The organism is Priestia sp. JV24, assembly GCF_025910025.1.
Lineage (GTDB): Bacteria > Bacillota > Bacilli > Bacillales > Bacillaceae_H > Priestia > Priestia megaterium.
Genome location: NZ_JAPCIN010000007.1, coordinates 107,201 through 122,122 on the forward strand (window position 1 = coordinate 107,201; position 14,922 = coordinate 122,122).

At 37.5% G+C, this 14,922-nt stretch carries 15 protein-coding genes and 1 riboswitch; of the genes, 9 read left to right on the forward strand and 6 right to left on the reverse strand.

Features of this window, described 5'->3' with window-relative positions:
* Positions 1-72: 72 nt before the first annotated feature.
* The gene (locus OK414_RS01615; protein WP_034654771.1) at positions 73-522 is read right to left on the reverse strand and encodes an RrF2 family transcriptional regulator; all 450 of its coding nucleotides are present in this window, start codon (positions 520-522) and stop codon (positions 73-75) included.
* 215 nt (positions 523-737) lie between these two features.
* Between OK414_RS01615 and hmpA the strand changes: the two genes are divergently transcribed.
* The 4 genes from hmpA to OK414_RS01635 all read left to right on the forward strand — a co-directional run bounded on the left by hmpA (position 738) and on the right by OK414_RS01635 (position 5,043).
* Positions 738-1,919: an NO-inducible flavohemoprotein gene (gene hmpA / locus OK414_RS01620; protein WP_034654773.1), complete on the forward strand. Its 1,182-nt coding sequence runs from the start codon at positions 738-740 to the stop codon at positions 1,917-1,919.
* Between the two features lie 72 nt (positions 1,920-1,991).
* Positions 1,992-3,281: a lysine N(6)-hydroxylase/L-ornithine N(5)-oxygenase family protein gene (locus tag OK414_RS01625; RefSeq protein WP_013081516.1), complete on the forward strand. Its 1,290-nt coding sequence runs from the start codon at positions 1,992-1,994 to the stop codon at positions 3,279-3,281.
* Between the two features lie 143 nt (positions 3,282-3,424).
* On the forward strand, positions 3,425-3,937 hold the full coding sequence (locus tag OK414_RS01630) for a type 1 glutamine amidotransferase domain-containing protein (RefSeq protein WP_013081517.1): 513 nt from the start codon (positions 3,425-3,427) through the stop codon (positions 3,935-3,937).
* A gap of 359 nt (positions 3,938-4,296) precedes the next feature.
* Positions 4,297-5,043, forward strand: a complete 747-nt coding sequence (locus OK414_RS01635) for a CAP domain-containing protein (RefSeq protein WP_034654774.1) — start codon at positions 4,297-4,299, stop codon at positions 5,041-5,043.
* 238 nt (positions 5,044-5,281) lie between these two features.
* On the opposite strand, the gene ade is transcribed toward OK414_RS01635, so the two are convergent.
* Together ade and OK414_RS01645 are read right to left on the reverse strand one after the other, a co-directional pair.
* Positions 5,282-7,018: an adenine deaminase gene (gene ade / locus OK414_RS01640; RefSeq protein WP_171777749.1), complete on the reverse strand. Its 1,737-nt coding sequence runs from the start codon at positions 7,016-7,018 to the stop codon at positions 5,282-5,284.
* Between the two features lie 83 nt (positions 7,019-7,101).
* Positions 7,102-7,203: riboswitch (purine riboswitch) on the reverse strand.
* 182 nt (positions 7,204-7,385) lie between these two features.
* Positions 7,386-7,613 carry a DUF1128 domain-containing protein gene (locus OK414_RS01645; RefSeq protein ID WP_013055127.1) on the reverse strand — a complete coding sequence of 76 codons (228 nt, stop codon included), beginning with the start codon at positions 7,611-7,613 and terminating at the stop codon, positions 7,386-7,388.
* A gap of 177 nt (positions 7,614-7,790) precedes the next feature.
* On the opposite strand from OK414_RS01645, the gene OK414_RS01650 reads away from it, so the two are divergent.
* Genes OK414_RS01650 through OK414_RS01660 form a run of 3 tightly spaced genes read left to right on the forward strand, consistent with a single transcriptional unit; the run spans position 7,791 to position 9,496 of the window.
* A complete protein-coding gene (locus tag OK414_RS01650; protein ID WP_013055128.1) occupies positions 7,791-8,264 on the forward strand; it encodes a low molecular weight protein-tyrosine-phosphatase in 474 nt (157 codons plus the stop codon).
* Between the two features lie 39 nt (positions 8,265-8,303).
* Positions 8,304-8,642, forward strand: a complete 339-nt coding sequence (locus tag OK414_RS01655; RefSeq protein WP_013055129.1) for a hypothetical protein — start codon at positions 8,304-8,306, stop codon at positions 8,640-8,642.
* 14 nt (positions 8,643-8,656) lie between these two features.
* Positions 8,657-9,496, forward strand: a complete 840-nt coding sequence (locus OK414_RS01660) for a YihY/virulence factor BrkB family protein (protein ID WP_016762848.1) — start codon at positions 8,657-8,659, stop codon at positions 9,494-9,496.
* Positions 9,497-9,725: 229 nt separating this feature from the next.
* Here the strand turns inward: OK414_RS01660 and OK414_RS01665 are convergent, their stop codons facing one another.
* Both OK414_RS01665 and OK414_RS01670 read right to left on the reverse strand, forming a co-directional pair.
* On the reverse strand, positions 9,726-11,645 hold the full coding sequence (locus tag OK414_RS01665) for a heavy metal translocating P-type ATPase (RefSeq protein WP_095380375.1): 1,920 nt from the start codon (positions 11,643-11,645) through the stop codon (positions 9,726-9,728).
* A 224-nt stretch (positions 11,646-11,869) separates the two neighbouring features.
* Complete coding sequence (locus tag OK414_RS01670) at positions 11,870-12,019, reverse strand: BH0509 family protein (protein ID WP_013055132.1); 150 nt, start codon at positions 12,017-12,019, stop codon at positions 11,870-11,872.
* 208 nt (positions 12,020-12,227) lie between these two features.
* Here OK414_RS01670 and OK414_RS01675 point away from each other — a divergent pair, with 208 nt between their 5' ends.
* Positions 12,228-12,545 (forward strand): ArsR/SmtB family transcription factor, encoded by a 318-nt coding sequence (locus tag OK414_RS01675; RefSeq protein WP_013081523.1) that lies wholly within the window; start codon positions 12,228-12,230, stop codon positions 12,543-12,545.
* A gap of 15 nt (positions 12,546-12,560) precedes the next feature.
* A complete protein-coding gene (locus OK414_RS01680) occupies positions 12,561-13,484 on the forward strand; it encodes a cation diffusion facilitator family transporter (RefSeq protein WP_013081524.1) in 924 nt (307 codons plus the stop codon).
* A gap of 15 nt (positions 13,485-13,499) precedes the next feature.
* Here OK414_RS01680 and OK414_RS01685 read toward each other — a convergent pair whose 3' ends face one another.
* Positions 13,500-14,684, reverse strand: coding sequence for an MFS transporter (locus OK414_RS01685; protein ID WP_263045961.1), 1,185 nt, complete (start codon positions 14,682-14,684; stop codon positions 13,500-13,502).
* Positions 14,685-14,922: the final 238 nt, after the last annotated feature.

The following is a 14,922-nucleotide window of genomic DNA, read 5'->3' on the forward strand; positions in this document are numbered from 1 at the left end:
CATCTTTTATTTTATGATGAAAGGGAAAAAGGTTAAAAAAATGAGAATGATTTCAAGTGAATTTTAGTTTACTCATTCCTCGTTTTTTTGAGATAGAAGGAGGAGGTTTAAATCATCTTTATTTTGAATTAGATCTTCTAGCGTATATTGATCTAACACCTTAATGAAGGCTTGCATGGCTTCATGTAAAACATTTTTTAACTTACAGACGGGGCTAATAATGCAGAAGTTTCCTTCACGGTCAAAACATTCAACGATATGAAAATCTTCTTCTGTTTGACGTACCACTTTTCCAATATTAATGTCTTTTGGAAGCTGAGCTAAACGAATGCCGCCGTTTCGTCCTCGGATCGTTTCAATTAAGCCAAGTTTTCCAAGCTCGTGAATGATTTTCATAAGATGGTTTTTTGAAATATTATACGCTTCAGCAATTTCTTTTATATTGCTTAGTTTATTATTATCGCGAACGCCTAAATATAATAAAACTCGCAGTGAGTAATCTGTATATTGTGTGAGCCTCATCTTTTTACCTCTTCTCTTATCAGCAGCTGATATATCTATAATAGCATGTCTATATCTAAGAAATACAGAAAGAATGCTCTCATTTTTGACAGGGTGAATTTGTGAACATTTCTTTAAATATGTATATAAAATATATCTTTTTAAGCAGGGTATGAGTATTATAAAGATGTATTAAAAATATATCTTTTAAAATGAATCTTTCGGAGGCGAAAGTTATGAAACAAACAACTATTTCTATTGTAAAAAGTACAGTTCCTGTTTTAGAACAGCATGGTCAAGCAATTACAACTCGTTTTTATGAGATGCTTTTTGAACAGTATCCTTCTTTAAAAAATGTATTCAACCAAACAAATCAAAAAACAGGCCGTCAGCAAATGGCGTTAGCTAATACAGTTTATGCCGCTGCGCAGTACATCGATCGGCTTGAAACGCTGCTTCCAGTTGTAAAGCAAATCGCTCATAAACACCGCAGTATTGGCGTAAAAGCAGAGCACTATCCAATTGTCGGAGAGTTCTTATTAAAAGCAATTAAAGATGTTTTAAAAGAAGCTGCGACCGATGAGATTATGGAAGCTTGGAAAGAAGCATACGGTGCCATTGCGGACGTGTTCATAAGTGTGGAGCAAGAATTATATGAAGAAGCCGAAGAAAAAGGATGGAAAGATTATAAAAAACTAATGGTTCATAAAAAAGTAATAGAAGCAGAAGACGTGTACTCGTTTTATTTAGTATCACCTGATCAAAAAGCGCTGCCTGCTTTTCTGCCAGGTCAGTATGTCAGTGTACGAATTCCTGGTCAAGAGTATTTATCCATTCGTCAGTACAGCTTATCTGGCTATCCAAACCAACCATACTATAAAATTACGGTGAAAAAAGAAAAGCAAATGGAAGACGGGGTCGTGTCAACTTATTTACATGACCAATTGAAAGAAGGAGACTTGCTTGAAGTCAGCGTTCCAGCAGGAGATTTTGTCTTAAAAGAAAATAGTAAATCAGTATTTATCAGCGGAGGTGTAGGAATTACTCCAATGATGTCAATGCTTCATCAAGCACTGGAAAACAATCAAGAAGTAACATTTATTCACAGTGCTAAAAATGAGCAGTTTCATGCAATGAAACAAGAGCTTCAATTGTTGTCAGAGACATATAAGTTTGAACAACACGTTTTTTATAGTCAAGCGCAAACAGACCAGCATGATGAACATATAACGTATGGTCGCTTAACTAAAAAAGAGCTAGCTAAATATGCCGGCGATAAACATGCATATTATTATGTTTGTGGATCTTCTTCATTTACACAAATGGTGTTAGAAGGCCTAGCTGAAATGGGTATTTCCCAAGAAAATATCATGTATGAATCGTTTGGCCCGAAAATGAGTATGACTCCTTCCGCATAAATGTATGGAAAAAGGGTAAAAAGCTAACAGTAGACAATACTGTTAGCTTTTTTTATGAAAGGGAGTTTAAAGATGACAAATAAGCAGTATGACATGGTGGGAATAGGAATAGGACCTTTTAATTTAGGCTTAGCGGCCCTTGCTGAGCCTATTGATGAAATTGATGCCGTCTTCTTTGATAAAGAAGAGAAATTCGAATGGCATCCGGGCATGTTAATTGACGGCACGGACTTGCAGATTCCGTTTCTAGCAGACTTAGTTACATTTGCGGATCCAACAAGCCCCTATTCTTTTCTAAATTATATTCATAAGCAAAAACGCTTGTATCCGTTCTTTTTCTTTAATCGTTTTGATATTCCGCGTCAAGAATACAACGAATACGCAAAATGGGTAGCAGAGCAGCTATCTTCCTGCCACTTTTCTTCAAAAGTTGTGGACGTGATACCGAAAAATGAAGAAGAGTATTATGAAGTAAAGGTAGAAACACCTGAGGGAATTCAAACGGTAAATGCTAAACACGTTGTAATGGGAACAGGAAGCATTCCACTTGTACCTCCGGCTTTTGAAGAAAAGCTTAATGAGCATATCTTACACAGCAGCGGCTATTTACATAAAAAAGAAGAGATTCAAAAAGGAAAGCATGTAACGATCGTTGGTTCAGGGCAAAGTGCTGCAGAGATTTTTCTTGATTTACTAGAAGAACAGACTGAACATCATTACCACCTTACATGGTTTACAAGATCTTCTAATTTTTTTCAGCTTGATCAATCCAAGCTTGCTCAAGAGTTATTTTCGCCAGACTATGTAGATTACTTTCATTCGCTGCCTTTTGAGGAACGTACAAGCACGGTAGAAGATTTAAATCCTTTACGTCATGGAATTGAATCTTCTACCTTAACGAAAATCTATGATTTACTTTATCATCGTTCACTTAAAGGAAAAGTACCCGTTACGATTCAAGCTTCGACTGAAGTAAGTGATATTCATAAAAAAGGGAATGGATATGAGCTGGAGTGCAAACAATTAAAGGCTGAACGCTCTTTTCAATACGAAGCGGATCGTTTGATATTGTCCACGGGCTATAAGCCAAAAATTTCGCCGTTCATCGAACGAATAAAAGATGATATCGAATGGGAAGATGACAAGCGTTTTAAAGTCACAAAAGATTACCGGCTTGTCTTTAAACAACCTCGTAACCACCACTTTTTTACGTTAACCAATATTGAACATTCACATGGATCTGGTGCAACAAATCTTGGTTTATCCGTTCAGCGCAATCAGCGTATTCTGAACGTGATTGCAGGGAGAGACGTGTACCCAGTTCCAGAAGAGACGACGTTCCAGACATTTAATTTGTTTTGAATTTCTTCTTTATAAAAATCTTCAATGTGGTTTTTGATTATTGTAGAAAAGTTTTTTACCCATAAACTATGTTTAAAAGAATAGTGTACGGGTATTTTATTTATAGAACATTAGTACACAAATCAATTAAGGAGTTGCTTAGAATGAGTAAGAAGATTGCAGTATTAGTAACAGATTTATTTGAAGATGTGGAATATACAGATCCAGCCAAAGCCTTTGAAGAAGAAGGCCATACGCTAACAAAAATCGATGTTAAAACAGGTGAAGTAACAGGTAAACAAGGCGAAACAACATTAACAATTGATAAAGCAATTGCGGATGTAAAACCAGAAGATTTTGACGCATTGTTTTTACCGGGAGGTTTCTCACCAGATATCTTACGTGCGGACGATCAAGTCGTAGCTTTCACAAAATCATTTATGGATGAAGGCAAACCGGTTATGGCTATCTGTCACGGACCACAGTTGCTAATTAATGCTGAAACGTTAAAAGGACGTGACGTAACTGGTTTCAAATCAATTGCTATTGATTTGAAAAATGCAGGTGCAAACTTCCATGATAAAGAAGTGGTGGTATGCGGTAATCAACTAGTTACAAGCCGTACACCAGACGATATGGAAGCATTCGTACGTGAATCAGTAAATGTCTTAAAATAAGTAAATAATATTAGTAAAACTTTCTGTAAAAGGCGATAACAGGGTGGTTTACCACTCTGCTGTCGCCTTTTTTGTATGTAACGATTTTGACGAGGAATTTACAGTTATATTACTGCATTGGATGAAACGGTTTCTAAAAGGATATGAAAACCTTTTACTATCAATAGATAGAAGCCACGTAACACAATCGAAATATTTTTTACATAAATGAAAGTATAATTTTGGTAGCTTAAAAGACGTTGCGAGTTTCATAGTTTTCATGCAACAATGAGGGTGCATCACGAGATTGGCTTGCTACAAGCTTAGATGCGTTGCGGTTTTACAAAAAAACTTTATTATCACATAGGAGGATTTCAAACATGAAGAAAAGGTTTCGTATTGCCACTGTCGCAGGTGCCGTATCATTAGGATTACTAACAGCAGGACAAGCAAATGCAGCAGCTCCTGATTGCAACACTCCAAAACAAATCACTATTAAAGATGCTCAAGCAGCACAAAATATAAATGTAGATGAGCTATTAAAGAAATTTAACGCTCAAGGACAATCTGCTCAAGCAGCAGCTCCACAACAAGAAACACAAGCACCAGAGCAAGCTGAAGCAGCTCCACAGGAACAAGCACAAGCACCAGAGAAAAGTGAAGAAGCAAAAGCTCCAGAGCAAACACAGCAAAACACAAAAGCTCAACAATCAGAAAATACTGATAAAGCAGAACAAACAAAAGATGCTAGTCAATTCGAACAAAAGGTCGTAGATTTAGTGAACCAAGAGCGTGAAAAACAAGGTTTAAAACCTCTAACACTTAACAAAAAATTAAGTGACGTTGCACGCACTAAATCAAAAGATATGATGGACAAAGGGTACTTTGACCACAATTCACCAACATATGGTTCACCATTTGATATGATGAAACAATTCGGCATTGAATATACAACTGCAGGTGAAAACATTGCAAAAGGTCAGCAATCTCCTGAAGATGTAATGAATGCTTGGATGAATAGTGACGGTCACCGCAAAAACATTCTAAACCCTGATTTCACTGAAATTGGTGTTGGATACGTAAAAGGTGATACTACGTACTGGACTCAACAATTTATCGGTAAGTAATACAAAAAGAGCAGGATATACCTGCTCTTTTTTGCGTTTTTAGCTGTCCAATTTGGGTATAGTAAAGTAAGAACACGTAAAGGAGTGCCTTAAATTGGGACGTATATTAAAAAAAATTCTAGTCGCTGTTTTTCCTATCCTTTTAAAAGAAGGATATCGTCATTATAAAAATCGTAAAACTCGAACTGCGCCGTCTAAAGGATATAAATAAAAAGGACTCGAAAGAGTCCTTTTTATTTTATGCTTGAACGGTGATATGCTTAAATTCTTTTACGTTAAATAATCCTTTGTCGGTTAATTTTAGACATGGGATAACAGGCAAGCTTAAGAAAGATAATGTCAGCAGCGGGTTGAATTTCTGTGAAATATCAAGCTCATGAAGAGCCCCGTGAAGCTGCTTAAGTAAGCTGTTTACTTCATTGTAAGGGTGAGGTGACATTAATCCTCCAATGGAAAGAGGGAGGGAGCCAATCACTTCATTGCCTTTTACAATAACAATACCTCCGCCGATTTCTTCAATTGCCGCAATTGCTTTTGCTAAATCTTCATCATTTGTTCCTACGGCTACGATATTATGTGAATCATGAGCAATCGTGGTAGCAATCGCTCCGTCTTTTAACTGAAAACCTTTTACAATCCCAAGACCAATATTCCCTGTTAGATGATGACGCTCAACAACAGCCATTTTCAGCTGATCGTTTTCTACAGAAGACTGAAATTCGTTTTGCTTCACTTGAACTTCTTCTACAATATGATTTGTAATCAGGCTGTTTGGATTAATTTCAATAATATTAGCGTGATTGTGCTGAAGTGGTATCGTAAGGTTTTTAATGGAAAAATTTTTGAGATGAACAGAATTCATTAGTTCTGTTGGAAGATCAATTTGTTCTTCTTGAACAGAAAGCATCTCTCCATTTTCAGCAATAAGCTCTCCGTTTTGATAGACATGTGCTGCAGATATATCGGTTAAGTCGTCTAATAGAATAAAATCCGCTTTGTAACCAGGAGCAACCGCACCTCTATCTTTTAACCCGTAGCATTCAGCGGCATTTAACGAAGCCATTTGAATCGCAATTAACGGATCCAGCCCGAGTTCAATAGCAAAACGAACATTGTAATCAATAGAACCTTCCGTTAATAAATCATCTAGGTGTTTGTCATCGGTACAGAATAAAAATCTGCGCGCGTTGCGTTCATTTACAGCAGGTAATAGTTGTTTCAAATCTTTAGCGACAGAACCTTGGCGGATCAGAACATACATCCCGCGCTGAATACGCTCAATTGCTTCTTCTGCTGTTACGCATTCATGATCTGTTGAAATGTCAGCGGTACGATAAATATTAACGCCCGTAGCATCTAGCCCCGAGCCGTGCCCATCAATTACGCCGTTTGCATCGTTAGCTGCTTGTAATTTATCGAGCATATCGTCATCGCCATCTCGCACAGCAGGGAAATCCATCACTTCTGCTAATCCAAGCACGCGAGGGTGAGAGAAAAATGGCGCTAAGTCAGTTGCTTTTAAGACGGCTCCAGAGCTTTCAAAAGGAGTTGCTGGCACGCTTGAAGGTAAGTTCACAAATACGTCTAAAGGAATGGAATCCGAGTTTTGAAGCATAAACTCAATGCCAGATTTCCCTGACACATTCGCAATTTCATGAGGGTCCGTTACGACAGTTGTCACGCCTCTAGGTACAAGAAGTTTTGAGAACTCTTTAGGTGTAACCATTGATGATTCAATGTGAACGTGTCCATCAATGAATGTAGGAGAAATGTATTTTCCTTTTGCATCCACGACGTTATTCCCATCGTATTGACCTATTCCAACAATCACTCCATCAGCAATCGCAATATCGGCTTCAATGATGGAAAGCGTAAAGACATCGATAATTTTCCCGTTTTTCACTACAAGATCTGCAGGTATTTTTTTATTGGCAACAGCAAGCTGTTTTTTTAAGGTTGTTTTTGTATTTGACATGAATGTGACTCCTCTCATTGTATAACTGAATAACAATGAAGGACTATGTAAGGGAGAACATAAAGAAGAATAAAAATGCAGTATGAATGATGTTCAACCCTCGTAGTCCAACTATTTACGGTAGTTCGGTAGAAACTCTTGGACCCTATTTCCAAGACTATACGAGCTTTAGGTATTTCGGTACATTCTATAGACAAATAATAAAAACGTCAATTCCTAATAAAAAAGAAAGATTTTTGGGAATATTTCATCTATGTGTATGTAAACGATTTAACTCTTATTTGCTCGCTAAAAGGCGCAGCATTCATGTATAGAAAAAAATGTAGAAAAAACCGTCAATGGCTATTAGTCATTGACGGAGTTGTCATTAAGCTTGTTTACGCAGTGTACCTAATTCTTCCGCGATCGCTTGCATTTCACTTGGGCTAAAAGAATCTTTTCTCATTACCATATCGTATAAGTACTTTAAGTCTTCATACATTTCTTCGTCAAAAGCTTCAGCTTTAATTGCTCCGATATTTAGCATGCGCAGTTTTTCACTAATGCTATCGACCATATGTTTAATATTCTCTGGAGATTTTACTGATAAATCCACTTTGTTCATCCTTCCAGTTGCGTTTTTTTTTATTGTAACATGTTTTTATCGTGTGAACACTTTTATGTCAGGTTCTTATCCACAGAAGAGTGAAAACGATATAAATAAAAGAAAACTATTTTTTAGTTTAAAAATGATTGTATATAATGTTTGTAATAAGGGAAAGGAGTCGAGACTATGATTAACGTATTATTCGTTTGTTTGGGAAATATTTGTCGTTCACCCATGGCAGAAGCGGTCTTTAAAGATATGGTGAAGAAAAAAGGGCTAGAAGGACAAATTCACGTAGATTCTGCAGGCACAGGAGGCTGGCACAAAGGCAATCCTCCTCATGAAGGAACGCAATCTATTTTAACGAAAAACAACATTGATTTTAAAGGGCAAACAGCAAGACAAGTGATTCAAGAGGATGTAGCTAAATTCCATTATATTATTGGAATGGATGTCGAAAATGTAGGAAACCTGAGAAGGATGGCTGGACATACTAAAACAGGTTATATTGCAAGGCTTTTGGATTTTGTGCCCGATTTACATATTGAAGATGTGCCTGATCCTTATTTCACGGGAAATTTTGACGAAGTATATGACTTAGTTCAAGAAGGATGCAAGGCTCTTTTAGACGAAATTATAGAGAAGCATTTTTCGGAATAAGCGATACTTAAAAAATAAAAAACGGAGGAGAAACGACAAATGGGTAAACGAAATAAGCTAGTAGAAGGTATTGTCATTGGAGCAATTATAGGAGGAGCTGTTTCTTTATTTGATAAAGAAACAAGAAGCTCCGTCATTCAAGGAAGTAAAAAACTGAAAGACAAAACAACAACTCTTATTCAGCACCCTGAACTTGTAACGGATACTGTCAAAGAGAAATATGAAACCATCCGTACGACCATCGAGCAAGTTTCTGAAGATGTATCATTTGTAGCAGGAAAAGTAGAAAAGTTAAAAGAAACAACACCTCAGGTGATGGAAATTGTAAACGATACAAAAGAAGCATTTGTGGAGAAGTATGGTGATGAACAAAAATAAATAAGGAGGCACATATGGCTGGAATGTACATAAATAACATCGTAAGGTTTGGCAAAGAACTGATGGGCCGCATTCATCGAGATGAGCTGCCCAGTTTATCAGCTGAATTGGCTTATTATCTGCTGCTCTCGCTATTTCCTTTTTTAATTTTCTTAATTACGCTGATTGGATTTTTGCCATTAGAATCAACAGACCTGCTTGACCTGGTCGAAAATGTAGCGCCACAGCAAACGCTGCACATGATTGAAAGCAACGTTTCCCATATCATTGGTTCTCATAATGAAAAGCTATTATCCTTTGGTATCATTGCCACGATGTGGTCTGCTTCAAATGGAATTAATGCGATCGTAAGAGCATTTAACCGAGCATATCACGTACAAGAAAATCGGCCTTTTTTAGTGGCGAGAGGTATGGCAGTTCTCCTTACTTTTGCGATGATATTTGTTATTATTGTAGCGCTTTTACTTCCTGTTTTCGGTCATATGATAGGCCTTTATTTATCGTCTACATTTGGGTTTTCAGAAACTTTTCTCGCTTTATGGTCTGCTTCCCGCTGGATTATCAGCGGCCTCATTTTATTTACTGTTTTTACGGGGTTATATTACTTTGCTCCTAATAAAAAACTGCTGATTCGAAATGTTGTAAAAGGAGCGGCTTTTGCTACGATCGGATGGACAGTGGTATCGATGCTGTTTGCATATTACGTAAATCATTTCAATAACTATACAGCTACATATGGAAGCTTGGGCGGAATTATTATCCTGCTTATTTGGCTGTACCTATCGGGGATGATTATCGTTATTGGAGGAGAAATTAACGCTATTTTCTACGACCGTCGAGTCAAATCTTCATAGTCATAAATTGGGATGAAATCATTCGCAAGATATGAGCATACTAACAAAGTGAAAGGGAGGTTTTACATCATGACAAAGCATACAAAAAAAGACGGAAGCAATACAAAGCAAAATAAAAAGAGCCAGCCAAAGCATAAAACAAGCAACAGCCAAAATGGACAAAACGGTTACCATTAAGGCATTGATTTCCATAATAAAAAGCCTAACAAATACGTTAGGCTTTTTTGCGTTAAGATTTTAGCAAGCGAAGGCCGTTTAAGATAACTAAAATGGTGCTTCCTTCGTGACCTATAACACCAAATGGCATATCAAGCACTTGGAAAAAATTCGAACAAATTAATAAAAAGATGACGGCAATAGAAAAAATAACGTTTTGTTTCACAATTGAGTTCATTCGTCTGGAAAGAGCTACTGCATCCGAAATTTTTGATAGATCATTTTTCATTAAAACGATATCGGCTGTTTCAAGTGCCACATCCGTTCCTTCTCCCATAGCTACTCCAACGTTAGCAGTAGCAAGAGCAGGGGCATCGTTAATGCCATCTCCCACCATTGAAACGGTAGGGAATTTTTCTTTTAACGCTTTAATTTTATCTACTTTCGCTTCAGGCAAACATTCTGCAATGTATTCATCGACTGCACACTCTTTTGAAATAGCTTCGGCTGTTTTTTCGCTGTCTCCTGTAATCATGACGGTATGAATGCCCTGCTCTTTAAGAGATTTAACAGCGTCTACAGCTTCTGTTCGTACAACGTCTTTTAGCGCAAGCAATCCCACAATACCATGCTGGTCTTTTGCGTACACAATCGTTTTTCCTTCACTGGCAAGCGTAGATGAAATCCCATTTTCAAATTCAGCTGCATCTTCTTTACCTACAAAATCTGCTTTTCCTATTTTCCACGTATCTCCTTGAAGAGACCCAATGACACCGTATCCGGGAACGTCTTCAAGCGAATCTGGCTGAACAAGCGTCAATTCCTGCTTATTTTTCACAAAGTCAACAATAGATTGAGCAAGCGGATGATTGGACTGACGTTCAATTGATGCGATTTTAACAAGAAATTCCTGTTCGTTTATATCAGAACGGACAATGACATTTGTTACTTCTGGCTTTCCTTTTGTTAACGTTCCTGTTTTATCAAAAGCAATTGCGCTTAAATGGCTTAACCTTTCCAAATGCACGCCGCCTTTGAACAAAATTCCTTTTTTTGCTCCGTTTGAAATAGCAGATAGCGAAGCAGGGGTGATAGATGCAACCAGAGCGCAAGGAGACGCTACAACTAAGAGAATCATTGCACGGTAAAATGTCTCGGTCCAGCTCCATCCAAGCACATAGTGTGGGAGAAATAGCATAACTGCCACAACCGATAGAACAATTTTTACGTATGTGCCTTCAAATCGTTCAATAAACAATTGAGAAGGCGACTTTTCACTTTGAGCCGTTTGAACAAGTTGAATGATCTTTTGAAACAGCGTCTCAGCACTTGGCTTTGTCATTTTAATGGTAATGGCGCCTTTCACATTCACCGTGCCCGCGAATACTTCATCATCGAGCTGTTTTAATACAGGAACAGATTCCCCTGTAATAGCAGCCTGATCAATCGTTGTTTGACCTGAGACAACAATACCATCGGATGGCACTCGTTCACCCGGCTTAACTAACAGCAAGTCACCGATTTGTAAATCCGAAATGGATACAATTTCTTCTTGATCTCCAATCAGACGCGTTGCTTCTTGCGGCTGTAAATTCATCAAGGCGCTAATTTCTCGGTTGCTTTTATTCATGGTGTACGTTTCTAATGCACCGCTTAATGCAAAAATGAAAATAAGCATAGCACCTTCTGTCCAGTAGCCAATTACAGCCGCTCCAATGGCTGCAATAATCATTAACATTTCGACATTCAATTCTTTATTTTCAATCGTTTCTTCAATGCCTTCTTTTGCTTTAGCAAATCCGCCTATCACGTAAGCTAATACAAAGAGCGTAATAGATACAACAGTATCCTGCTGTTTTGATAGCAGCCAGCCGGCTAAAATCAGCACTCCGCTCAACAGTGCAGCAATGAGTTCACCATGTGTTTTTAATACGTTGACAGCAGAAGATGTTTGAGGCGTTTGTTCTTGTTTTTTAGGTAACGCATTTTCCATACAAATCCTCCTTGAACGATAATTGAGAAGAATAATCACAATCATTACCCCTAAAAAAACACGAAAGCTGCCATCTCAGCGATAGCAGCACATTTTTTTAGTTCTTCTCTTTTAAATTGGGATATTTAGTATAGTATAGCACGGAACAAGCAAGGAGGTAACGACTAACGCCTAAAAAATAAAAACAGAATGCAGCTGGACGTCTGCATTCTGTAAAAAACGTACTACATATCTAAATGTTCTTCATAATATTTATAAGCGGAAGTGTAAATGTGCTCGATATCGGCATCCGTCATGTACATTAAGGTTTCACGGTCAATCCCCTTCATTGTTTCAATAAATGTAATCATGTTTTTGCGTTCTTGTCTGCTCATTTATTATTCTCCTCTCCATCTGTTTTAATACAGTTTATTATATTTAATTGTATTATATAACAGAAAAAGTATTTTGTGTGGATTTTTTTTAAAAATAGGCAAAAAAATTTAGAAAGACGTAAATAATTGACTATATAGAAAAAGGTGTTTTATAATTTATATATGAACATATGCTCATATACTTGCATATAATGAACGGAGAGATGGTATGAAAAAAGATGAACATTCGTTTTTATCGCCTCAAACAGTAGAAGAAGCGTCAAGAATACTAAAAGCTATTTCAGATCCTACGAGAATGAAAATTCTTTATTTGCTATTTCAAGAAGAGTGTTCAGTCGGTCATATGGTTGAAGTGCTTGGTGTTTCACAATCAGCTATTTCACATCAGTTAACTCACTTGCGTCATTTACGTTTAGTAAAATATCGCCGTGAAGGCAATACGTATTTCTATACGTACGATGATGAACACGTGGTTGGAATACTGCATCAAGTAATTCAGCACGTAGAATGCGCACATAATGAATAAAAGGAGGGGCTTTGCATGAGTCATGATCATCACCACCATCATGGTCACCATCACCATTTTGATACACAGCGTGAAGGCAACAAAAAAGGTCTGTTAATTGCACTCATTATCACCGCGGGTATTATGGTTCTTGAGTTTGTTGGAGGGCTTTTTACAAATAGTTTAGCGTTATTATCCGATAGCGGACACATGCTTTCTGATACAAGCTCACTTGCTCTTAGCCTTGTAGCGATATGGTTTGCTAACCGAGCTGCATCGGCTAAAAAAACGTACGGTTACTATCGTTTTGAAATATTAGCGGCTCTTTTTAACGGAGTGGCACTGTTTGTAATAGCAGGATTTATCATCTATGAAGCCTATCAGCGCGTATTAGAGCCGCAGTCTGTAGCAAGCGGCAGCATGATGCTGATTGCTACTGTTGGTTTACTCGCTAATTTAATCAGCGCATGGTCACTTATGAGACAAGGCGATGTAAAAGGAAATGTAAATTTACGCAGCGCTTACTTACACGTATTGGGAGATGCTTTAGGATCTATTGGAGCTATTGTAGCAGGACTTCTTATGATGATGTTTGGATGGTATATTGCTGATCCTATTATTTCTGTAGTTGTGTCTGTATTAATTTTAAAAAGCGCTTGGGGCGTGCTTGCTCATAGCGTTCATATTTTGATGGAAGGCTCTCCTGAAGGGGTAGATCACAGTGAAATAAAAAACCTTCTTAAAAACATTGAAGGAGTCAAAGATGTGCATGATTTACACATTTGGACGATTACTTCAGGACTGGACTCATTGAGCTGTCATATGCGCGTAGAAGATGAAAAAGATTGTCAGCAAATTTTGCAAAAAGCCATCGATTTAGTACATGATCACTGCGGCATTGAGCATACCACGATACAAATTGAAAAATCAGCTCTTCAGCATCGAACGCTAAAAGTTTAAAGAACGAGCGAGAACCTATAGGTTCTCGCTCGTTTTTTGTTGCATAGGTACCTTTTGTCCGAATACAAAAAGAATAATAAAAATAAAGCCAAACATCCCGCTAATAATATTAAAAAAGCTGATATGGTGAAAGAACTGAATAAAAGTACCGCCTATGTAAGGGCCGGCAAGGCTTCCGATACTAAAAGCAATGCCGCATAGTAAATTACCTGTAGGCAGTAGACGAGCAGGAATCAAATCCGTCATATAGCTGATTCCTAAACTAAACGTCGAGCCTACAACCATGCCAGCTATAAATAAACAAGCTACTAATGGAATAGCGGTCTCTTCCAAGAGGCTTGCTGTAAAAAACGTAACGGCTCCAATGGATAAAATCCATCCTAATACTAATTTCCGTCCAAATTTATCGCTCAGTATTCCGAGAGGAAGCTGAAATACAATAGCTCCAACTGCAAAGGAAGTCAGCAGCAGTGAAATAAACTCTACTTGCAAACCAATTCGTAAGCCATATACAGGAAAGCTTCCGTTCAGTGATGATTCTAAAAATCCATATCCAAAAGGAGGCAAAAAAGCAATCCAAGCATACTTAGCCGCCTTAGAAAATCGCTTAGCCGTTTCTTTTAATGAATTAACCTCCACTTCCTGTAGGGGAAATTCATTTTTTATCAAAAATAAAAACACCCATGTTATGAGGCAAAGAGCTGAAGAAATCATAAAAGGAAGCGCTTGATTAATTTCAATTAACGGCGTCATTAAAGGGCCAACAGCAAAACCAATACCGAAAAAAAGCCCGTACAATGAAATGTTTCGACCTCGTTTATCAGCAGGTGAAGACGATGTAATCCACGTTTGAGTACCAAAGTGCAGCGCGTGATCTCCTATTCCAATAAATAAACGGAGCACAAACCAAAAAACAACAGATTTCCAGAGGGGAAACAAAGCTAAAGATACAATAACTAAAAGTCCCCCTGCTGCGATAATTGGTTTATATCCGTATCTGCGAAGCGGCCCTTCCATGAAAGGAGAAATAAATAAAATACCTAGATACAATCCAGTTGCGTTTAATCCGTTTATAGTAGAAGAAAGACCATCTTTCTCCAAAATAATAGCAATTAAAGGAAGCAGCATACCTTGGCTGAATCCAGAAATGGCGACAAGGCTAACTAAAATCCAGAAACGTTGTTTATGAGTAGCACTCATAGCATTCAACCTCTTTTTATCTATATTTTGTCAATCCAACTGTTTAATCGTACAAGGAAAACGCTTTATTGACAAGGATGTAGACGTGCTGTGCTGTTAATTTGACATCTTTTTATAAGGAAAGTAGAATAAAACATGTAAATAGTTACATGTTTTAATTTACAAGTAAAAGGTGATCGCTAGAATACAAACAGTGCTTAGGAAAATAGCGACATTCACAATCAATGTCGGTACAACA